Origin of the sequence: Sutcliffiella sp. NC1 (genome assembly GCF_027594365.1) — a bacterium.
Taxonomy (GTDB): Bacteria; Bacillota; Bacilli; order Bacillales; family Bacillaceae_I; genus Sutcliffiella; species Sutcliffiella cohnii.
Genome location: NZ_CP115153.1, coordinates 4,177,260 through 4,199,866 on the forward strand (window position 1 = coordinate 4,177,260; position 22,607 = coordinate 4,199,866).

Here is a 22,607-nt window from a genome sequence, read left to right on the forward strand (position 1 = left end):
AATATAGGTTTATTTTGTCATATTTCATCTTAATTTGGTAGAGGTAGAAAAAAATAATAGTTTTGTTGTGGGGGAAGTTTGAAATTTTTGTGTTTATTTTGATAGTAGCTGTGGGATCTTGCTTTTTTTCGTGGGGATGCTTTGACGTGAATGGACTTTGGATTGTGCTACCGGGGGCCTATTATAGGCTAAAGGAACTGTGGTATGCATCAACTGAGCTACTTTTTCGGCCAACTGAGCTACTTTTTCGGCCAACTGAACGGGCTTTTGCGCCATCTGAACGGGTTTTTGCGCCAACTGAGCTACTTTTTCGGCCAACTGAATGGACTTTTGCGCCAACTGAGCTACTTTTTCGGCCAACTGAACGGGTTTTTGCGCCATCTCGGCTGCTTTTTCGGCCAACTGAATGGACTTTTGCGCCAACTGAGCTACTTTTTCGGCCAACTGAAAGGACTTTTGCGCCATCTGATTCACTTTTTCGGCCATCTGAACGGGTTTTTGCGCCAACTCACTCTATTTATGCGCCAACCGTACGGGTTTTTGTGCCAACTGACACTCTTTTTGCGCCAACCGTACGGACTTTTGTGCCAACTGACACTCTTTTTGCGCCAACCGTTCGGACTTTTGTGCCAACTGACACTCCTTTTGCGCCAACCGTTCGGACTTTTGTGCCAACTGACACTCTTTTTGTGCCAACCGTTCGGACTTTTGTGCCAACTGACACTCCTTTTGTGCCAACCGTTCGGACTTTTGTGCCAACCGACACTCTTTTTACGCCAACCGTTCGGACACTTGAGCCAACTCATGTTTTAAAGCTTGTTGGTTCAGAATCATTACTCCTAGTCTGAACAAAAAAAGGTCCAAAAAGTTAATTTCTACTTTTTGGACCTTTACTATTATTCGATTGTTAATACGTCTGTTGCTAGTACTGCACGATTTAATTCACCTTTTTGTGCAAACACTACTACACGGTAGTTACCAGCAGGTAGTACGGTACCATCTACTAATGTACCATCCCACACATGCTCAGCATAACCAGCAGGAAGGTTGGAATCGTAAAGTGCATCTCCAACATAAGAACCTAATCCACCAGTTGCTGTTGCAGAGTAGATCCACACTTCGTACTCATCTGCGCCACCTGGTAAGTAAGACCAAATGTCGAATGTGTTGTTTCCTAAGCTATCGAACCCTAAAGAAGTTACTCGAGGGAAGTCTGGTTCACCTACGAATAGAATTGTAGGAACTTCTACTACTGTTTCACCTTCTGTAACTGTTAAGTAGCCTTCATAATAGCCGGAGTCTAATTTAGAAGCATCTACTGTTACATTTACATTTACTTTTTGTGTTTTACCTGGGTTTACTCTTGTATTGTTACTTGTTGTAACTTTTACATGTTTGCCTACTTCGTTTTTGAATGTGAATTCGACGTTGTAACGTTTAGCTTCATTAGAAAGGTTTTGGATTTCGAAATGTTGACGTGCACTTTCTTTTCCTTTTGCCTTTTCAAATACTCCGAAAGAATAGCTTCCAGGGTTAACTAATGTTTCTGCATTGATTGCATCTAGTACACGGATACTACCAGCACCTTGTGTATTGTGTGGATAGCTTTCCCCAGTTGCTGGATTAATTAGATCTTCTGCAGTATTCATTAACGCAGATTTTACTTGGAATACATCCCAATCAGGATTAGCTTGTAATACTAATGCCGCTGCTCCTGCTACGTGTGGACTTGCCATTGAAGTACCTTGCTTTGCTCCGTATCCGTATGGATTTGATGGATCAAATGTTGGTACTGTACTTACGATTGCAACACCAGGTGCTGAAACGTCAGGCTTGATCATCCAAGTATCCATTACTGGACCACGAGATGAGAAGTCTGCTACTGTTTCACCTACTTGGTGAGAAAATGCAATGTTAAAGCTTACTGTTACGTCATTAACTTTTGCTTTTAACGCTTCCCCATCTGCTTGGTTAAGCATAATTGTTGGAACGTCCATTCCTGGAATTAGTGGCATATCACCAGCTACGTTATTGTAAAGAACTGCACCAACTGCGCCAGCTTTTTTAGCTTCTGTCGCTTTGTCCACGAATGGGATACCTGCTCCACGGCTAATTAATGCGATTTTACCTTCTAATTCTTTACCTGCAAACTCTGCTGGAGAACCAAAGCCTACATCTACTAAATCAAAGTTTTGTCCATTTAAAGCCTTTAACGCATCTTCAGATGGGAATCCTTGAACTGCTGAGGAAGCGTAAGATACTCCGTCAGAAGAAGTTGTTGTTGCTGTAAATACGTTGTACGGTAATTGAGTTGCACCAACAGAGATAGCATCGCGAGAAGTTCCAGGAGAACCTACTGTCCAGTTGTTTGGACCGCTATTTCCGTTAGAAGTTACTGCTACTACACCTTCTGCCATTGCCCAATCTAATGCGATAGACGTTGCAAAGTCAGGGCTGTTTAACGTGTTACCTAAAGATAGGTTCATAACATCAGCGCCATCTTGAACTGCGCGCTCAATACCTGCGATAACGTTAGCTGTCGTACCGCTACCACCAGGTCCTAAAACACGGTATGCTAAAAGCGTCGCTTCTGGAGCTACCCCTTTAATTAGACCGTTCGCTGCTACTGTACCTGCAACGTGTGTACCGTGAGTTGTTTCTGCACCACGCGGATCATTTTTAGGTGTTTCTTGTGGATCTTCGTCGTTATCTACGAAATCATATCCTTTGTAAGCACCAAATTGTCCAGCTAAATCTGGGTGTGTGTAATCTACACCAGTATCGATAACTGCTACTGTTACACCTTCACCAGTGAAACCTGCATCCCAAGCTTCGTTAGAACCGATAAATGGAGCGGAATCTAACATTTCTGGGCTATAAGATTCTTCTACAACATATTCAGTGGAAGAATCTACTGTATATGTAACGTTCGGATAAACTGCTTTTACGCCAGGAGTTGCTAGTAAGCTAGGAATCTCGTTTTGTGGAACTTCCACAGCGAAACCAGAAAATACGTAATCATATTCACGTTCTACTTTTGAAGTAGAAACACGTTTCCCAACTTCATTTTTTACTTGGTTACGAACATTATTCAAGTTTTTCTTCGTTTGTGCTTTTCCTTTATGCTTTGCTTCGACAAGAGACTCTTCTTCTAGTTCGACAATAACTGTTGTCGGCTTCGAGCTAGATAAATCATACTCGCCGTATAGAGTTGCTAATTCTTCTACTTTAGTTACTTTCCCTTGGTTCACTTGTGCACCAGCAGAAAAAGAACTAAACACTAATAGGATGGCACTAACAATCATTAGTGCTGTAACCAGTTTGTTACGCAATGGACCCACTCCCCTTTTTAACTATTCTTACAGCTAACGTCGCAACATTAGACTGCAATCGACACTAATTTCCTACAATTATTTCGGAAACTAAAATAAATTATATTTTTAATTATTTAAATATTCAATAGAGTTTGAAATAAACAGGATGAAAGTCCAAGCTGTTTTTTGAAAAATAGATATTGAGGCATGATTTTTAATTTCGAAGGTTAGTGCTAATTACTTATGTTTTGAAAAAAGACGAGGGGGAAACTACATAGAAATAGAAAAAACTCCCCAATGATTTTTCACTGAGAAGTTTTGTACTAGGACTTTTATTTATGTTCTGCTAACCATGCAGCAACAGTAGATGCTTCTTCACCTTTTAAGAAGCCACCACGCATATTACCTTGTCCATTTAAAATAATGTCTTCAATTTCTTCTTTAGAATATTTATTTCCTACTTGCGATAGTTGTGGTCCGAAGCCACCTTCTAAATTACCACCGTGACAGCTTTGACAGCTTTGTTGATATAGCTTTTCAGCATCTGCACTGACAGCATCGCCTGTTGCATCTTGTGCAGGAGCTTCCGTTGCATTATCTCCTCCACCACCACAAGCACCAAGGACAATGAGAGTACTAACGAAAACGAATGTTAATAACCATTTTTTCAAGGTAAAATCCCCCTTAGCAATAATTTTGTAGTTAAAAAGGATGCGCATTCCTTATACTTAAAAAATACCACATTCCATTGGTTATTATAACCATCCTACTCCCGTTTAAACCCTTCTCCTAACACTTCTGAAGCATTCATAACGACGACAAAAGCAGACGCATCAATGCTTTGCACCACTTGTTTCAACTTTGTGAATTCTTGCTGATTTACTACACACATAAGCACCGGCTTTTCATTTAAAGTGTATCCACCATGGGCTGTTAGCTTTGTCACACCGCGATCTAATTTTGTTAGTATTGCTTCACGAACTTCCGCTTCTTTTTCGGAAATGATAATAATTGTCTTCGAATATCCGATACCGACTTGAACCATATCAATTGTTTTACTTGTTACGTATAGAGATAAAAGCGCGTATAAACCAAGTTCAATATCAAAAACAATTGCAGCAGAAATTACAATTAAACCGTCGATAATGGCAACGCACGTCCCTAGAGATAGCCCGGTATATTTATGTATAATTTGCGCTGCTAAGTCCGTTCCTCCTGTAGACGCTCTTCCTCTAAACACAAGCCCAAGCCCAATTCCGACCCCAATTCCTCCGAAAAGACTTGCAAGTAACGGATCCATCGTCGCAGGTTGAATATCTCTCGTCCATAAAACCATTAATGGAAGTGTTACCGTTCCTACTAACGTTTTTAATCCAAACTGACGTCCTAGTAAAACGACTCCTGCAAAAAATAGCGGAATATTAAAAGATAATTGAACGATACCAGGTTCCCAGCCTAACACTGCATTTAATATAGTACTAATTCCACTAACTCCACCCGATGCTACACGGTTAGGAAGTAAAAATAAATTAAAAGCTAACGCGACAAAAGCCGCTCCGATAATAACGTACCCATATTCTTTCACCCTTTGCATAAATGGGCTGTCTACTTTTCGATCATTCTTTTTACGTTTGCTCAAAGATGCTCCCTCCAACTACGCTAACATATAAACCACAAACAGAAAGAGTATAGCACGCACTTTTTTCGATGTAAACGATGCTCGAATAACGTGTTAAAGCGCTAAAAGTTAGTTTGTGGTAAGAGGGGGAATTTCATGCATCGGTAGAGGGGGAGGGTGGTGGGTTTTTACGGAAACCAGGCTTCGTTTTGTGTAGACCGAATGGTTTTTGTGCCAACTGAGTTCGGCTTTGTGCCAACCGGATTCGCTTTTGCGTCAATCGAGATCACTTTTGCGCCAATCGAGCTGGCTTTTGTGCCAACCGGATTCGCTTTTGTGCCAACTGAGTTCATTTTTGCGCCAATCGAGCTGGCTTTTGTGCCAACCGGATTCGCTTTTGTGCCAACCGAGTTCACTTTTGCGTCAATCGAGCTGGCTTTTGTGCCAACCGGATTCGCTTTTGTGCCAACCGAGTTCGGCTTTGTGCCAACCGGATTCGCTTTCACGCCAACTACAACACGGTTTCGGCCAAACTGACTTCCTTTCACGCCAACTGCAACGCGGTTTCGGCCAAACCGACTTCCTTTCACGCCAACTGCAACACGGTTTCGGCCAACTCGACTTCCTTTCACGCCAACTACAACGTGTTTTCGGCCAAACTGACTTCCTTTCACGCCAACTGCAACGCGGTTTCGGCCAACTCGACTTCCTTTCACGCCAACTACAACACGGTTTCGGCCAAACTGACTTCCTTTCACGCCAACTGCAACGCGGTTTCGGCCAAACCGACTTCCTTTCACGCCAACTGCAACGCGGTTTCGGCCAAACCGACTTCCTTTCACGCCAACTACAACGTGTTTTCGGCCAACTCGACTTCCTTTCACGCCAACTGCAACGCGGTTTCGGCCAAACCGACTTCCTTTCACGCCAACTGCAACACTATTTCAGCCAACCGAACTCACTTATTGATGCACTTGCGGATTTAATTGACGCACACGGCCAATTTTTTGACGCAGCTGAAAAATTAATTGACGCACTTGACGTTATTTTTAACCCGCTAGCTTTCTTCCTTGCTGGCAAAAACAAAACCCCTGCCGCGTTGCACGACAAGGGTAGGAATGACAATTAAATTTTTGAACGTAAATATGCATCAATGAACGGATCGAGTTCGCCGTCCATGACTGATTGTGTGTTTCCGATTTCTGTGTTGGTACGGTGATCTTTTACAAGGGAATAAGGATGGAAAACGTAGGAACGAATTTGGCTTCCCCAGCCAATGTCTTTTTGCTCGCCACGGATTTCGTCTAATTCCGCTTGTTGCTCTTCTAGTTTACGTTGGTAAAGTTTTGCTTGGAGCATTTTCATCGCACGTTCACGGTTTTTAATTTGGGAACGTTCTGTTTGACACGTTACAACGACATTCGTTGGAATATGTGTAATACGGACTGCGGAGTCAGTTGTGTTAATGTGCTGACCACCTGCTCCACTTGCACGGTACGTATCAATTTTTAAATCTTCCGTGCGGATGTCGATTTCAATTTCATCATTAAACTCTGGCATTACGTCGCAAGAAACGAACGACGTGTGACGACGGCCGGAAGAGTCAAATGGAGAAATACGTACAAGACGGTGTACTCCTTTTTCTGCTTTTAAGTAGCCATATGCGTTATGCCCTTTAATTAAAAGAGTTACACTTTTAATTCCAGCTTCATCACCAGGAAGGTAATCTAACGTTTCTACTTTGAAACCTTTTTTCTCTGCCCAGCGTGTGTACATACGTAGTAGCATAGAGCCCCAGTCTTGAGATTCCGTTCCACCAGCGCCAGGATGCAATTCTAAAATCGCATTATTTTTATCGTAAGGCTCGCTTAATAAAAGCTGTAGTTCAAATTTATTAAACTCACCTGTTAGTTCTTTTACTTCATTTACTAGTTCAGCTAGCAGTTCTTCGTCTGGCTCTTCTTTCACTAGCTCATACGTTACATCTAAGTTTTCATAGCTTTCATGAAGTTCATGAAATTGACCAACTGAATCTTTTAACGCATTCGCCTCACTAATGACTACTTGGGCTGCGTTTTGATCATCCCAAAAGTTAGGATGACTCATAAGCTCATCTAATTCGGCGACTCTCTTTTCCTTATGTTCTAAGTCAAAGAGACCCCCTAAAGTCCGCTAAACGTTTAGCCATTTTCTCAAGTTCGTTTCTAATTTCTGCAAGTTCCATTCTGTTCACCTCTATAATTATTGTAACCATATCATATCATTTATGACGATTTTCTCCTAAAGTGCTTTCCACCGGCAAAAAGGTGAGGCAATGAAAGCCCCACCTTCCTATCATATATTAACGTCCGCAACATTGCTTATATTTTTTTCCGCTACCACAAATACATGGGTCGTTACGGCCAATATTAATAGCTTTTGTAACAGGACGTTTTTTCGCTTTTTCTTTTCCGTCTTCGTTTGGCACAACAGCTGTACCTTTAGCTACTTCTTGACGCTCTAAATTGTTGCGAATTTGAGCTTTCATGATGTATTTTGATACATCTTCTTCAATCGCAGCAATCATCGTTTCAAACATCGCGAAACCTTCCATTTGGTATTCACGTAACGGATCAATTTGACCGTAAGCACGTAAATGAATTCCTCGACGAAGCTGATCCATTGCGTCGATATGGTCCATCCATTTACTATCAACAGCACGAAGAACGACTACTTTTTCGAACTCACGAATTTGCTCTGGCTCTAGCTCTTGTTCTTTCTCGTCGTAGCGCACGATTACTTTTTCCGTAATGAGCTCGATCATTTCTTCCGGCTCTTTACCACGAAGGTCGCCTTCAGTCACGTCGCCTTCCCTTAAAAGGTTTGCCTCTAAATAGTCGACAATTCCTTGTAAGTTCCATTCTTCCGGAAGGTCGGCAGCTGGCGTGTATAGACGAACGTTACGCTCGATAGTAGACTTTAACATTTTTTCAACGATTGAACGTAAATTTTCAGAATCTAATACTTCAAAACGTTGCTTGTAAATAACTTCACGTTGCTGACGAAGTACATCGTCAAATTGTAAAAGCTGTTTACGCGCATCGAAGTTGTTTCCTTCTACACGTTTTTGCGCTGATTCTACGGCACGAGATACCATTTTACTTTGAATTGGTTGCGTATCGTCCATACCAAGTCGTTCCATCATATTTTTCATGTTGTCAGAACCGAAGCGGCGCATTAATTCATCTTCCATGGAAAGATAGAATTGCGTTACCCCAGGGTCTCCTTGACGACCGGAACGTCCACGAAGCTGGTTATCAATACGGCGTGATTCGTGACGCTCTGTACCGATAACAGCAAGACCGCCCGCTTCTTTAACACCTTCGCCAAGCTTAATGTCCGTACCACGACCTGCCATGTTTGTCGCTATTGTTACAGATCCTTTATGACCTGCCTCTGCGATAATATCGGCTTCACGTGCATGGTTTTTCGCGTTTAAAACGTTATGTTTAATGCCACGTTTGTTAAGTAGCTTAGAAATAACTTCTGACGTTTCAATCGCAACTGTACCAACAAGAACTGGTTGGCCTGCTTTATGACGCTCTGCGATGTCGTTCGCAACAGCATTATGCTTTCCTTCAATCGTTTTGAAAATTAAATCGGCACGGTCATCACGAGCAATCGGTCTGTTCGTAGGGATTGCGACAACGTTCATATTGTAAATGTTACGGAACTCTTCTTCTTCTGTTTTCGCTGTACCTGTCATACCAGAAAGCTTTTCGTACATACGGAAGTAGTTCTGGAACGTGATTGTTGCCAGTGTCATACTCTCGTTTTGGATTTCTACGCCTTCTTTTGCCTCAATTGCTTGGTGTAGACCATCAGAGAAACGACGACCTTTCATTAGACGACCAGTGAATTGGTCAACGATAACGATTTCGCCTTCTTGAACAACGTAGTCGACATCATTATGCATCGTTACGTGCGCTTTTAACGCTTGGTTAATGTGATGGTTTAACGCGACATGCTGGATGTCAAATAAGTTATCAATTCCGAACGCTTTTTCCGCTTTCGAAATTCCGTCTTCTGTTAATTGAACACCTTTTGTTTTTTCGTCATACGTGTAATCCTCTTCACGCTTTAGCTGACGTACGAAACCGTTCGCTTGTAAGTAAAGAGCAGTAGATTTTTGAGCACTACCTGAAATAATTAATGGCGTACGCGCTTCGTCAATTAAAATCGAGTCTACCTCATCAATGACAGCAAAGTGAAGTGGGCGCTGTACCATTTGTTCTTTGTATAGCACCATGTTGTCACGTAAGTAATCAAAGCCTAATTCATTGTTCGTACTATATGTAACATCTGCTTTATATGCTTCTATTTTTTCTTCACGTGTAAGTCCGTTTAAGTTTAATCCTACTGTTAAGCCAAGAAACTCGAAAAGTTGTCCCATTTCGTTCGCATCACGGCTTGCTAAGTATTCGTTAACTGTAACAACGTGTACGCCTTTTCCAGTAAGAGCATTTAAATATACAGGTAGTGTAGAAGTTAACGTTTTACCTTCCCCTGTTTTCATCTCGGCGATATTTCCTTCATGAAGGGCAATCGCTCCCATTAACTGTACTTTGTATGGGTGTAGCCCTAAAACACGACGTGCTGCTTCACGAACTACTGCAAATGATTCAACGAGTAGGTCATCTAACGTTTCGCCTTTTTGATAGCGTTCTTTAAACTCTTCTGTTTTGGCACGCAATGCATCGTCGGAAAGCTTTTCCATATCACTGCTTAGCGCATCTATTTGGTCGGCCAATTTCTCTGATTTTTTAATTTGGCGCTTATTCATGTCAAAAACTTTGTTCAATAATCCACGCATAGTAACGCTCCCTTTTCGATGTTGTTAATAAAAAGATTCTCGATAAATGGGAAAAATCCTTTTATTTCCGCTCATCTTTTATAACCATATTTATTCCTTTATTTTATCACTTCTTTATAGTGGGGACAACTTTCGGGTCGGATAGTGGCTGAGGAAGCAGAAAACAGAAAAAATCGCCAAGTGTCACGTACTTGACGAATGAAGATTATTTTTCTGGGCGATTCCATGGAGTACCTAAACGAGGAAGTGCCCATCTGTCTAAACCATACCAACCTGCTACTTTCCAAGCTAATACTAGCCAAGTCGCTAGAATGAAAAGAATTGGGTTGGTGCTTAATGTCCCTGCGAATAAAAATGTGACGTTCATTAATGAGCCAAAAAAAGCAGCAATTCCTGTTAGTAACCCAACAATTAACCCTAAACCTACTAATACTTCACCGTAAGCTACTAAATAGGAGAACACTGTGGCATTTGGTAAAACAATATTTTCTAAAAACGCTGCGTACCAACCAGTTACATCTGGACCTTCTCCTGCTTTGGCGATTGCTCCTTTAATAAACCCTTCTATCGCAACACCTGCGTTCTCTCCTGTCCAAGCATCTGACGTTACTTTCCCCCATCCTGCCTTTAACCATGCGTAACCAACATATAAGCGAACAATTAACCAAAATAGAGCAAGCTTTGTGCTGTTAAATAAATAATGAGAGACAGGATTATCTGTAATTTCGATTGCATCTCGTTTCATGACTACATTTCACATCCTTTTCTTCATTAAATTCACCAATTCCATGCTAATTTATGTTGAAGTTGATACATTTGCTCCGTTTTTTACCAGTTCAGCGGTAATTTTTATAGTAGAATCCTGTCAATCTCCCACCTTGAATCATTAGCCAGAGCTATTTTCCCTAAAAAAAGTAAAAACCCCGATCAATTAAAATCGGGGTATTACGTTATTTTTATTTTTTAGTGAGCTTCAATTATACCGTATTTGCCGTCGTTTCGTTTGTAGACGACGTTTGTTTCGTTTGTAGCTGCGTTAAGGAATACGAAGAAGTTGTGGCCAAGCATGTTCATTTGTAAAATTGCTTCTTCGCTGTCCATCGGTTTTAAGTTGTAACGTTTTGTACGTACTAACTCATCTTCTTCGTCTGCAACAGCAACACTACCATTTTCTACTGCTTCATTAAATAAGTATTTCGGAGCACCCGTATCACGTAGCTTACGGTTCACTTTTGTTTTATGTTTACGAATTTGGCGTTCCAATTTGTCGACTACTAGGTCGATTGCTGCATATAAATCGCTATGGCGTTCTTCAGCTCGTAACACTAGTCCAGTCATCGGAATCGTCACTTCAATTTTTTGTGTGTTGTTATTTACCTTTAAGTTTACTTTGCATTCTACCGTTTCTGTGGAATCGAAATATCTTTTGATTTTACCAATTTTGCTTTCCACATATTCACGGATTGCTGGAGTTACCTCAATGTTTTCACCGCGTACGTTGTACTTCATAAACGAACTCCTCCTTTAAACTCTTGATAGAAAACATCTCTATCATTTTGCATATAACCGGGGATAATATACTATCTTCCCCTCACCTTTATTATAAAGGCTATGTATACATATTTCTACAATACCCGCCTCCATTCCTGCTAAAACATCGACATTTTTCAAACTTTTTGTGAAATAATTCCTTCTTTTGTATAAACTTCACATTTTCGTCAAATGGCAAGGCAGTTACGTAGTTGAATAAGTATATGCACTACATATGCGTTTCTTTCCTTAAAGGTGGAAGTTGTTTATTTTGTGACCTTGTTTAGTATTTTTGCTGTAGAAACGTCATTCACGTTCTATTATTTACATCTCTTCCTACTACGACAAATTGTTTTACAGTTCCGCTTTCTTCCATGACTGGTGCTACTTGCACTTCAATTTTTATCCAGCTTCCGTTAGTATGTTTTGCACGGAAAATAACAAGGCTTTGCTGTTTTGCGTTTAAAACATTTTTGAAATGTTCATCTACTATCGGTATATCTTCCGGATGTACCCAACTATGTCCTTTTTTTCCTTTGTAATCTTCAGGGTTAAATCCTAATACTTTTTTATGAGAGGGAGAAGCGTATATAACGTTTCCTTCTAAGTCCCAAACGCCTACTAAATCGAGCATATTGTCCGTAATGATTCTAAAATTTGCTTCCCTTAACTTTAACTCTTCCTCGATTTTTTTCCGAGGTGTAATGTCAAAGGAAGAACTAATTACTTCGACAACCTGGCCCATTTTCTTTACCGGCTGCAAAGAGGTAATATAGAATACATCGTTTAATTTTGCTTCATACACTACTTTCTCGCCAGACCAAGCACGTTCATAAAAGGCGAGTTTTTCATTTGCTAATTCTATGTCAAGAAAGTCTTTTAGCTCTTTCCCGATGATTTGCTCCGGAATTAATCCGAATTTGTAAATTAACTCCCCACCACATAATGTGTGAATGAATGCATTTCCTTTTTTTATAAACTTCATGATCATTCCTTGCTGCTTACTAATCGTATCGATAAGTTCTTGGCGATCTACACTATTCGCTTCTTCAATCCAATGTTGGTTGGAAAGGTCTTTTGGTAGCCCGCTTGTAGGAATAACTTGCTCGACATCTTTTAAAATACAAATCAACTCTTCCGGTGGAAGCGGCTTACTAAATAAATAACCTTGTGCTTCATCACAGACGTGTCGCTGGAGGAATAAAAGATGTTCTTTAATTTCTACTCCTTCGGCAATAACTTCTAGGTTTAATTGATGTGCCATCGCAATAATAGTTTTAACGATTGTTGCATCATTCGTATCGATAGAACAATTTCGAACAAATGATTGATCAATTTTCAGCCGGTCAATCGGAATATTTTTTAAATAATGGAGAGAACTATAACCTGTTCCAAAATCATCTAAGCTTATTTGCACTCCGAGGTTTTTTAAGTCTCTTAATACAGGAATACTTTTTTCATGATCCATTAGCATGCTTTCCGTTATTTCAAGCTCTAAGTATGAAGGGTCCAACTCTGTGTCGTTTAGGATTTGCTGAACAATCGGGACAAAACCAGGTTGATGCAGTTGTCTAACAGATAGGTTTACAGACATTAACATGGGAGGATGACCTTCTTCTTGCCAAGCTTTATTTTGGCGACATGCTTCACGGAGTGTCCATTCTCCTATTGGGATAATAAGCCCACTTTCTTCTGTAATAGGAATAAACTCTCCAGGTGAAATCAATCCTCTTTTTGGATGTTTCCAGCGAATAAGCGCTTCTACACCGACGATTTTTCCAGTCGTTAAGCTTAATTTTGGCTGGTAAAATAAAGTGAACTGATTGTGCTCCAATGCATACTTTAGCTCAAATGGAGTAATCCATTCTTTCTTCAACAAGGCGTCTTTATTGACTTGGAGCAAAACTTTATTGACCTCGCTCTGATCTTTTACAACGAGAAAATATCCTTTTAATTCACCTTTTTCTACTATTGTAATAACCTGTACTTCCACTTCCGCCTGATCACCATTTTTATAAGTAAGCTGTGAAGCCATTCTATCTTCATGGGAAATGGAAAAATCGACACGGAGAATTGTTTTTATATGTTGATGTAATATGTCATCGATGCTGAATCCATATTTAATGAGATTTTGGTTCGCACCTACGATCTCTTCTTGGAGATTTATTATAAATACTAGCTCTGCATGATAAAGATATAACAACTTGTAGTATTGATCATAGCTAGTTAACTTTAAAGATTTCATTTACTCCATACCCTTCTGTTATGTAGAAATATTGTATAGTATTCAGTAATATTTCGTAAATAATGTGAGATTTTTCCTCACTCTATTATAATAATACAAATTTCGAGTAAATTCGATACTTTTCGTCAAAATTAGACATATTTACAGGGCTATTTTTCTAGAGAGGGTAGTTTAGAAGAAAAGGATGCTAGTGGGAGATAGGCATCCTTTAATGAAAAATGACTGTTTTTAAGTGTGACTGTAAATGAATCTTCCAAGCTTCAAAAGCTGGTATAATATGATGTTGAAAAATTTCGTTAGAAGCATGAACCGGTTCCGTACTAATTTTATCTAATTCATGCACTACTACCTCAAATGAAGCAATTGCTTGCACTTTCTCTGTATCATCATGAAAAATATCCAACAACGCCTCATTCATTTGTTGTATTTTAAGAAACGCTAATAAAGAATCGTAGTAGACCCGCTCCTCCATTTCGCTACCATCATTCGTTCGATCCGAACCTAAATATCGAAGCGCCTCTACTGTTACTTCTAAAAGTTCATTGTATTCTCGGATAAAGGTGATTTGTTCTTCCGTCATGCAGTTCACCTAGTTTCGTTTGTCGTAGTAAGTGCCGTCAAGGCTAGGTGCTTGAAAAGAATTAGCATAAGCTTTATTCACCTTTTTTGATTGCTTTATTTTCATCATTTCCTCGCTAATTCTAACTTTACGGTTTTGAAGTAATTGTTGAATTTTTATATCTAACTGTACTACACTTTTACCAATTACCTTTTCTTCTTCTGAGTAGGGAGGTTTTATCACTTCTAATAAAACCTCTCTTTTTTGCAGTAATTCATTCAATGGTTGCACGTAGTCATCATCTTCTTTAATAGGTGGTAAGTTTTGAAGAAGGTAAAGTAATTCTAAACTAACATCGTTATAAGCTTGCATTCGATTCATTATACTTGTCCACCTTGACCAAATTGCTTCTGGCGGTTTATTTTAATTACTTCTTTCCACGTATCTCTTAACTCCACTAAGTATCCTTCTGCTTCAACTAAGATATCAGTACTGTTCGTCGTATTTGCTTCTACTAATCTACGATTAATGTAATCATACATCGCCATTAACGATTTTGAGATTTCAATGTCCATATTTAATGTCACCATTAGTTCTCTTACAATATCTTGAGCTTTTATTAAATGTGTATGTTTAGCAGAAATGTTATTACCTTGAATTGCTTGTTTTGCTAGTTTCACATTTTTAATAGCACCATTATATAGCATAATAGTTAGCTCTCCTGGTGAAGCTGTTGAAACACTATTTTCTTGGTAAGCTTTGTAAGGATTATTCATTGCCATTTTTTATTTCCCTCTCTTAACTCATAAATTGAGAATATAAGTAGTTCGCTTGACTGTTCATTTGTGATAATGCTTTTTCCATAGCAGTGAACTGACTCCAGTACCTATTTTCAATTCCTACTAATCTTCGTTCAAAATCTGTAATTCTTTTTTCAACGTCGATTAATTCACGCCCTAGTGAAAACTGTTGATTTGTTCGATATTGATTTCCAGCTTTCGTTTCAATACTTTTAATCGTATTGTCGGCGATCGTACGAAGTCGTTGAGCAAGCCCCTTCTCCGCTTGTGTTGACCCATCTTGTCCAAAAAGCTTTCTAACTTCATCCGGGTTGGAAGCAAGCGCTTCTCTCAGTTTTCCTTCATCAACAATAAGTTTCCCACCTTCACGGAAATCACGGGAAGTTGTTATTCCGATTTTCATTAGATGATTAAAAGACTGATCCACGCCATCTACTGCATTATATAACTCACGTCTAAACTGATCTAACGAACTACGTAGTGAAGAATCATTTTGAAGCAATCCACTTCGCGCCTTCTCTTCCCATAGCTCTATTTCACGATCGCTCATTTCACGCCTTTGTTCATCCGTTAACGGTGGGTAATTTCTATTCTTTTGTTCGTTTACCTTTCCACTTATTTCTCCAATAAGTTCATTATACGTGTTAACGAAGTTCATAACCTCATCAAACGCTTTATCCGTATTAGCATTTACCGTTAAGTTAATGGACTCATTACCGACTGTGTTGCTTTTTAGCGTGATGGTCATGCCGTTCATCGTAAATGTATTACTTTTACGTGACGTTTCTAAACCATTAATGGTGAACCTTGCGTCAGAACCACCTGTTTCTCTAGAAGGATCCATTTGTAAAACACTCGTTAAAAACGCTCCTTCAAAAGTCATTTCTGGTCCTTCAATATTGAAATTCCCTGTTTCTTTTCTAGTAAAAACAATTTGGTCGGACTGACTATCGTATAGCGCTGTTACACCTGCAGCCGATGTGTTTATCCCAGAAATAACTTGGTTTAACGTTGCGGTACCGTCAAATTCTAGCGGAGTTGCTTTTGCCGTGCCGTTCACATCATACGTTGTGATGGAAAAGTTAAAGGAATAATGATCATAAGAAAATGATTGTAGTTCATCGCCCTCTTCAAATGTTTCACTAAAGGTCACTTGTCCGGTGTTTGTGTCAACGAAAAATGCTTGACCACCATTCTCTAATTCCTCAAGTGAATTTACTCTTGTAAAATCACTTGAAGATACAGTTAATGTATTAGGGAATGTCTCGCTATTGATAGCTCCTTTTGATAGACGAACCGAGTTTTTATTCGAGAGAGATACTGCTGATTGTTCAAAAGAATTCTCTACCCAAACGTCAGAACCTTCTACATTTGCTAAAGCTGCTACTTTATCGCGTTGACTCCATAAACTTTTAGTAGGATCTAATTTATTTTGTTCATCCGAAGAGATCGTCCCGGCGCTAATATTTGTAGCTGCACTTGCTAACGTGACGTTTTCAAGTTTATATGAACCAAACGCAGCCGATGAAGAGGCCGTTGCAGTTGCGATATTAGTATTAGATGTTGAAACTGTTTTTGCTCCTAATGAAGTAGAGAGCGTTAAATTCCTAGATAAATCTCGAAAATTAGCTAACATCGTATTCATTTCGCGATACGCATCACGTTGCCATTCTATTGTCGTTCTTCTTTGATAAAACCTGTCCAATGGTATCCGTTCAGCTTTCATTAAGTCTTTTACCATTTGGTCAATGTCCATACCACTTGCAAATCCACTTATTCTCATGTTGTCGTGTTCCTCCTATATTTTTTGGTCTACAAATAACCCCATAAACTTGGCCATTTCTGCATACATGTCTAACAATTTCTTAGGTGGAATTTCCTTCACAACCTCTTTCGTTTCTTGGTCCACTATCGAAACATAGTACTCATTTAATTCATCATGAAAAGAAAATTGCACCGATGTATTTAAAGGTTTTAAAAATTGGTTAATACTTTCGACAACATTTTCTACGTTTTTATGTTCTTTTGCAATTTCTACCTCTGAAGTTTCTGTCTTTACGTTGTACGTGTTAGTAGAAAGAAAATTTGTTAATTTAGAAGAGCTTATCTCCATTCCCCATCCCCGCTTTCTAACAATACAGCTTTTCTTTTTATATCGGTTATTTTGGTGAATTCTTTAGACAAAAAAAGAGAGCCAAAAAACTTGGCCCTCTTAAGTAATAATTAAAACTTCATATTTTTCCCGTTATTATTGCCACTATTACTTTGAACTTTAACTGTTGTATAGCCTACTACAAGCTGTCCATCAACATAACCTCTAAATTCCAAGACTTGCTCATATTGATTCCAAACAAATTCGTCCCGATTGAATTTGAATTGTCCATTTTCGGCTTGCTTTTGGCTTCCATTGCTCTTATTAATAGCGTTTACTCCATTAATAGTTACCGTATTCAAGTCGAACCCTTTTGTAGAATAATTGTCTACCAAATTAACTTTTACAGTGAATACACCTGTATTCGGAGTAATTACTTTTGGTAACACTTCAAAGTCAACTAGTGGAATGTAAACGACAAATTCAGTTTCCAGTGTTGTAACATTACCAGCATTGTCTACCACTTCGAGTTTTAACGTGTATTTTCCTGGTTGTTCAAGTACAACAACATCGCCATTGTTGTATTGTTTACCATTAAACAACAATGTTTCTGATTGAATCCCTGAAAGAGCATCAAAGGCATCATAAGTTAATGTTAATTCTGTACCTAATGCATACTCATCTTCGTAATCCCAGCTAACAGCAGGAGCTGTTTTATCAATCTTTACGTATTCCGTTTTTGCAGCTTCCACATTGCCTGCTTGATCGACACTATAGTAGCTTACTTCGTATAGACCTTCTTCTTCAAACGTAATGTTTGTGCTCTCTACATGTTCGGATTCGTCAACTGATACGTAAGTTGTTGATACTCCACTTAAACTGTCCGTTGCAGTTAGTTGTACAGTAAACGCTTTTGTTAACCACCCATTTACAATGTTTGAAGTTGTTTCTGGAACTGTGAAATCAAGCTTCACTTGTTCTGTTTTCACTTCTTCTACATTTCCAGCATTGTCAACGCTGTAGTAGCTTACTTCATGGACGCCTTCTTCTTCGATTGTGAAGGATGTACCTTCTACAAAGTCAGAACCATTTATAGAATAGTTAGTAGCAGCAATTTCACTAGTACTTTCCCCTGTTATTAATTGAACTGTGAATGGTTCATTCAACCATTTGTCTAAAATGTTAGAAGAGGTAACTGGTACTGTACCATCAATTTTCACTTGTTCTGTTTTCACTTCTTCCTTATTACCTACAACATCCACACTGTAATAGCTTACTTCGTGAACACCTTCATCTTCGATTGTAAAGGATGTTCCTTCTACAAAGTCAGAACCGTTTAAGGAATAGTACGTAGTTGCTACTCCGCTTTTTCCATCAGTAGCAGTTAATTGTACAGTAAACGCTTCTGTTAGCCAGCCATCTACAATGTTCGAAATTGTTACTGGAGCTGTGAAATCAAGCTTCACCTGCTCTGTTTTCACTTCTTCTATATTACCAGCGTTGTCTACACTGTAATAGCTTACTTCATGAACGCCTTCTTTGGAGATAGTAAAGCTTGTTCCTTCTGTAAATGCTGATTCGTTAATAGAGTAATAGGTGTTACCTACACCACTCTTACTGTCTTCAGCTGTAAACTCAACCGTATAAGCTTCATTCAACCATTTTCCACTACTTATGTTTGAAGCCGTTACCGGAGCTGTTTGATCGATTTTCACTTCAATTGTCTGAACTTCTTCTTTATTCCCTACTTTATCAACAGAGTAAAAGGAAATAGCATGAATCCCTTCGCCCTCTATTACAAAACTGTTTCCTTCCACAAAGGCACTATCATTAATAGAATAATAAGTGTTTGCTACTCCTGTATCTTCATCTGTAGCAGATAAAGTAATCGCAACTGATTCATTTGTCCAATTTTCCGATGCATTGATGGTGGTAACCGGTGGTACTGTATCAATGATTAATTTTGCTAAAACGATATTGGAACGTGCTGATTCACCAAATGAGTTACTGTAAGAAGTTACAACATATTCATGGTTTCGATAAGATAAATCCCTAACTGTGTAAGATAGGTTGTTTACCCTTTCTGCTATTAAAACAGCTTCTCCATCTATTAATTCATAAATATTATAGCCATTTGCATACGTAACAAAATCCCACAAAATTCGCGCACTCGTATCACTTAATAAAACTAAGTTTGCTACCGGTGGCTCCATAATTGGATAAATGATCGTTTCTGTAATTCTATTTGACGGTTTAGATTCCCCAAACCTTGTATTAAAAGAAGTAACCTCAAAAGAATGAGTCTCCTCTGTCAAGTTGTGAACGGTGTAATTTCTCGCTGTACCTTTATAAATCAATTCTCTGCTCTCATTATTTACCTTATACACACGGTACTCATTTGCCCACGTGGCAGTTGGCCATGATAACGTAACATTATTTGCATTTACGACCGTGCCAGTAACTTGTGGTGACTGTACAGTCGGCCATACTAACGTAAAATCGAGAGTGCTACCTTCTGGAGATTCATCAAACCGGTTACTATAGGAATGAACAATATACTCGTAATTTCCTTCAGGCATATTAGTAAAAGTAACGGAAGTACCTGAAACCGTTCTTTCTAATACTAACTCTTCACCAATGACCCGATATACTTTATAGTTGTTAGCAAATGTTGAAGCACTCCACTTTAATACAATATCATTACCATTTGAAATACTATTCGTTAAATTACCTGGTGGCTGCATTGTTGGATGAATAAGTGTAAAGGAAATAGTTTCACCTTCATGCGACTCACCAAAGCGAGTACTGTTCGAGTGAACCACATAATCATACTCCCCTTCAGGCATATTCGAAAACGACGTTACAGTACCCGAAACAGTTCTTTCTAACACTAACTCCTCATTAACAACTCGGTACACTTTATAATTGGTAGCAAACGAAGAGGCATTCCACCTTAAGACAATATCATTTCCGTTATTAATACTATAGGTTACATTTTCTGGTGCTTGCATTGTCGGGTGAATAAGTGTTAAAGATACTTCACTTCCCTCACCTGACTCACCAAAGCGAGTACTATTCGAATGAACGATATATTTATGCTCACCTTCAGGCATATTACTGAACGTAGTCGCAGCACCTGACACCGTTCTTTCTAACGCTAGTTCCCCATCAATAAATTGGTATACTACATAATTCGTTGCATATTCCGCCGCATTCCATCTCAACACAACATCGTTTCCGTTGTTAATAGAGTATGTTACGTTTTCTGGTTTTTGCATTTCTGGAAAGACAACTTCTTGAGTAACTTCGATACCTTCTGCGGATTCTCCGAAACGATTGTTAAAAGAATGCACAACATACGTACGCTCCCCTTCCACTTCGTTTGAAAGAATAGTAGATAAAGAGTTCACTGTCCTTCTTAACTCCTTCTCTTCGCCTACCACTTCGTAAATACGATAGTTATTCGCAAAAGGCGCTGATTCCCAGCTTAATACTACATCATTACCGTTTTGCACTCTTGATGTTACAGTATTTGGGGCTTCCATCGTCGGATGAACGATCGAAATTTTAACTTCCGCTCCTTCTGGAGATTCTCCTAGTAGAGTGGAGGCAGAATGGACAACGTAATGATAATTTCCTTCTGGTAAATTAATAAAGGATAATGCTGTACCAGTGATAGAATTTTTCAGAACTCTTTCACCATCAATGATTTCGTAAATGTTATACCTTTGTGCGTATTGGACACTTGACCAAGTTAAACGAATATCGTTTCCATTACTAACGCTATGCGATAGATTAGTAGGAGTGGCCATTGTTTCCCCATTCATTGTTACCTTTAGCACTGAACCTTCTAGAGATTCTCCAAAGCGGCTAGAATAAGTATGAACAACGTACGTATATTCACCAGGTAAAACATTTGAATAAGTAACATTTGTTCTAGATGTCGTACTTTTTAAGATTTTCTCTCCGCCTACAACTTCGTACACTCTATAATTGGTTGTAAATAATGCTGCATCCCAATTTAATGTAAAGCTAGTTGGATTATTTATAGACTGAATTAAATTTTCTGGTGGTTTAACAACTGGGTGTTCTAAAGTGAAAGATAATTGACTGCCTTCTTCGGACTCTCCAAACCTAGTAGAAAAGGAATGTACTACATATTCGTAATTTTCTTCTGGCATATTTGTAAAGGTTACATTAGTGTTCGTTCTTGTGCTTACCAACACCTTTTCTCCATCTACAATTTGGTATATCTTATAGTTATTTGTATTAGGTGTAGTATCCCAGCTTAAAGCGATATCATTTCCATTATTTATTTTATAACTAAAGTTATTCGGCGCATCCATATCTACTTTTTCTACCGAGAAAGTAACAACACTACCGTCCACCGACTCACCAAAGCGGTCACTAAAGGAATGTACCTCATACACATAGTCACCTGCAGGCATAACAGGATAAGTAACGCTTGTACCAGTTACGGTACTAACTAAACTTTTCCCTTCATCGTTAACTTGATATATTTTATAGCTTGTTGCGTAAGGGACAGTCCCCCAAGATAAAACAATATCGTTATAGTTCTGGATTTTGTAGGTGAAATTAGCTGGTGCTGACATCGTGATTTCACTTACATTAACATTTAGCAAACTTCCTTTTTCGGACTCTCCAAAGCGATCATTGTTAGAACGAACTTCGTATACATATTCACCTGGAGATTGATTTGTAAATGTCACTTTATTATCAGTAACAGTGCTTTTTAAAACTCTTTCATCATCTAATATTTCATAAACATGATAATTTTTTACGAAAGGAATAGCATCCCATTTAAGTGACACATCGCTTCCGTTAACTAATGAATACGTAAAATTTTGTGGTGCTGTCATTAACGGATAAGTAACTTCCACTTCGACTATATGTGATAATGATGATTCACCATATAAAGAATGTGAAGCAGAAACAGCATATGTATACAGTCCTTCAGGGGCATTATTAACTTTGTATGTAGTTCCAGCTTCAGTTGCTATTAATGAAGCATCGCCTTCTGAGGAAATTTCAAAAACATGATACGATTCTGCATATGGAGAAGCTTCCCAGTTAAGTACAATATCGTTACCGTTTTCCACCTTATGAGTTATCGTCGATGGTGATTCCATAGTTGGATATGTAACATCAACACTAACTGGTGCACTTGGTCCAGATTCCCAATCTCCATTTAATGTAGAAATAACATATCTGTAGGACCCTTCCTCTAAATCATTCAAAGTGAAATTAGCAGCTGTTGTTTCCCCTAGTAATATCAACTGCCCTTCTGTAATTTCATAAACATGATAGCCTGTTGCTCCGTGAACAGAGTTCCATACTAACTTAACATCATCTGGCGTTATATATTCCGCATCTATATTACTTGGAGGTAACATATTGTTATCGGAATTGGCAAACGCATCTACAACTGGAAGTAACGATTGAGCAACCATAAGAAATAATGCTAATAACGTAAACTTCCTAAAAAACGATTTTTTCATCCTTTTGTCCTACCTTTCATTATTTTTGACCAAATAAAAAAGAACCTTCTACAAGGTTCATAGGTTAGGAACTATGAT

At 38.8% G+C, this 22,607-nt stretch carries 17 protein-coding genes; all 17 read right to left on the reverse strand.

Features of this window, described 5'->3' with window-relative positions:
* Positions 1-93: 93 nt before the first annotated feature.
* The 17 genes from O1A01_RS21820 to O1A01_RS21900 all read right to left on the reverse strand — a co-directional run bounded on the left by O1A01_RS21820 (position 94) and on the right by O1A01_RS21900 (position 22,529).
* Positions 94-474, reverse strand: coding sequence for a hypothetical protein (locus O1A01_RS21820; RefSeq protein ID WP_270064967.1), 381 nt, complete (start codon positions 472-474; stop codon positions 94-96).
* Positions 475-517: 43 nt separating this feature from the next.
* Positions 518-766, reverse strand: coding sequence for a hypothetical protein (locus tag O1A01_RS21825; RefSeq protein WP_270064968.1), 249 nt, complete (start codon positions 764-766; stop codon positions 518-520).
* A 130-nt stretch (positions 767-896) separates the two neighbouring features.
* Positions 897-3,332 carry a S8 family serine peptidase gene (locus O1A01_RS21830; RefSeq protein WP_270064969.1) on the reverse strand — a complete coding sequence of 812 codons (2,436 nt, stop codon included), beginning with the start codon at positions 3,330-3,332 and terminating at the stop codon, positions 897-899.
* Between the two features lie 314 nt (positions 3,333-3,646).
* On the reverse strand, positions 3,647-3,985 hold the full coding sequence (gene cccB / locus O1A01_RS21835; RefSeq protein ID WP_174522392.1) for a cytochrome c551: 339 nt from the start codon (positions 3,983-3,985) through the stop codon (positions 3,647-3,649).
* 95 nt (positions 3,986-4,080) lie between these two features.
* The gene (locus O1A01_RS21840) at positions 4,081-4,908 is read right to left on the reverse strand and encodes a YitT family protein (RefSeq protein ID WP_270066451.1); all 828 of its coding nucleotides are present in this window, start codon (positions 4,906-4,908) and stop codon (positions 4,081-4,083) included.
* Positions 4,909-5,120: 212 nt separating this feature from the next.
* On the reverse strand, positions 5,121-5,858 hold the full coding sequence (locus O1A01_RS21845; protein WP_094366187.1) for a hypothetical protein: 738 nt from the start codon (positions 5,856-5,858) through the stop codon (positions 5,121-5,123).
* Between the two features lie 199 nt (positions 5,859-6,057).
* Positions 6,058-7,156, reverse strand: a protein-coding gene (gene prfB / locus O1A01_RS21850) for a peptide chain release factor 2 (RefSeq protein WP_235858227.1) whose coding sequence is annotated in 2 segments (ribosomal slippage) — positions 6,058-7,092 and positions 7,094-7,156 — 1,098 coding nt in all. Because the reading frame shifts where the segments join, the coding sequence is not laid out codon by codon here.
* A gap of 117 nt (positions 7,157-7,273) precedes the next feature.
* Positions 7,274-9,784 (reverse strand): preprotein translocase subunit SecA, encoded by a 2,511-nt coding sequence (gene secA, locus O1A01_RS21855; RefSeq protein ID WP_270064970.1) that lies wholly within the window; start codon positions 9,782-9,784, stop codon positions 7,274-7,276.
* 205 nt (positions 9,785-9,989) lie between these two features.
* Complete coding sequence (locus O1A01_RS21860; RefSeq protein WP_270064971.1) at positions 9,990-10,529, reverse strand: DoxX family protein; 540 nt, start codon at positions 10,527-10,529, stop codon at positions 9,990-9,992.
* Positions 10,530-10,747: 218 nt separating this feature from the next.
* A complete protein-coding gene (hpf, locus tag O1A01_RS21865) occupies positions 10,748-11,293 on the reverse strand; it encodes a ribosome hibernation-promoting factor, HPF/YfiA family (protein ID WP_066419130.1) in 546 nt (181 codons plus the stop codon).
* 331 nt (positions 11,294-11,624) lie between these two features.
* A complete protein-coding gene (locus O1A01_RS21870) occupies positions 11,625-13,559 on the reverse strand; it encodes a sensor domain-containing phosphodiesterase (protein WP_270064972.1) in 1,935 nt (644 codons plus the stop codon).
* A gap of 208 nt (positions 13,560-13,767) precedes the next feature.
* A complete protein-coding gene (locus O1A01_RS21875; protein ID WP_270064973.1) occupies positions 13,768-14,139 on the reverse strand; it encodes a DUF8042 domain-containing protein in 372 nt (123 codons plus the stop codon).
* Positions 14,140-14,148: 9 nt separating this feature from the next.
* Positions 14,149-14,499 (reverse strand): flagellar protein FliT, encoded by a 351-nt coding sequence (locus O1A01_RS21880; protein ID WP_270064974.1) that lies wholly within the window; start codon positions 14,497-14,499, stop codon positions 14,149-14,151.
* Positions 14,499-14,900, reverse strand: a complete 402-nt coding sequence (gene fliS / locus O1A01_RS21885; protein WP_270064975.1) for a flagellar export chaperone FliS — start codon at positions 14,898-14,900, stop codon at positions 14,499-14,501. The genes O1A01_RS21880 and fliS overlap by 1 nt, the downstream gene beginning before the upstream one ends.
* A gap of 16 nt (positions 14,901-14,916) precedes the next feature.
* Positions 14,917-16,701, reverse strand: a complete 1,785-nt coding sequence (gene fliD, locus O1A01_RS21890; RefSeq protein ID WP_270064976.1) for a flagellar filament capping protein FliD — start codon at positions 16,699-16,701, stop codon at positions 14,917-14,919.
* A gap of 15 nt (positions 16,702-16,716) precedes the next feature.
* Complete coding sequence (flaG, locus tag O1A01_RS21895) at positions 16,717-17,031, reverse strand: flagellar protein FlaG (protein ID WP_270064977.1); 315 nt, start codon at positions 17,029-17,031, stop codon at positions 16,717-16,719.
* A 110-nt stretch (positions 17,032-17,141) separates the two neighbouring features.
* Positions 17,142-22,529: an OmpL47-type beta-barrel domain-containing protein gene (locus O1A01_RS21900; protein ID WP_270064978.1), complete on the reverse strand. Its 5,388-nt coding sequence runs from the start codon at positions 22,527-22,529 to the stop codon at positions 17,142-17,144.
* Between the last annotated feature and the right edge of the window lie 78 nt (positions 22,530-22,607).

Excerpts from the sequence above, each read along its gene's own strand:
- O1A01_RS21840 (WP_270066451.1), bottom strand. The coding sequence starts at position 4,908 with ATGCAAAGGGTGAAAGAATATGGGTACGTTATTATCGGAGCGGCTTTT.
- secA (WP_270064970.1), bottom strand. The coding sequence starts at position 9,784 with ATGCGTGGATTATTGAACAAAGTTTTTGACATGAATAAGCGCCAAATT.
- O1A01_RS21860 (WP_270064971.1), bottom strand. The coding sequence starts at position 10,529 with ATGAAACGAGATGCAATCGAAATTACAGATAATCCTGTCTCTCATTAT.
- hpf (WP_066419130.1), bottom strand. The coding sequence starts at position 11,293 with ATGAAGTACAACGTACGCGGTGAAAACATTGAGGTAACTCCAGCAATC.
- O1A01_RS21870 (WP_270064972.1), bottom strand. The coding sequence starts at position 13,559 with ATGAAATCTTTAAAGTTAACTAGCTATGATCAATACTACAAGTTGTTA.
- O1A01_RS21875 (WP_270064973.1), bottom strand. The coding sequence starts at position 14,139 with ATGACGGAAGAACAAATCACCTTTATCCGAGAATACAATGAACTTTTA.
- O1A01_RS21880 (WP_270064974.1), bottom strand. The coding sequence starts at position 14,499 with ATGAATCGAATGCAAGCTTATAACGATGTTAGTTTAGAATTACTTTAC.
- fliS (WP_270064975.1), bottom strand. The coding sequence starts at position 14,900 with ATGGCAATGAATAATCCTTACAAAGCTTACCAAGAAAATAGTGTTTCA.
- fliD (WP_270064976.1), bottom strand. The coding sequence starts at position 16,701 with ATGAGAATAAGTGGATTTGCAAGTGGTATGGACATTGACCAAATGGTA.
- flaG (WP_270064977.1), bottom strand. The coding sequence starts at position 17,031 with ATGGAGATAAGCTCTTCTAAATTAACAAATTTTCTTTCTACTAACACG.
- O1A01_RS21900 (WP_270064978.1), bottom strand. The coding sequence starts at position 22,529 with ATGAAAAAATCGTTTTTTAGGAAGTTTACGTTATTAGCATTATTTCTT.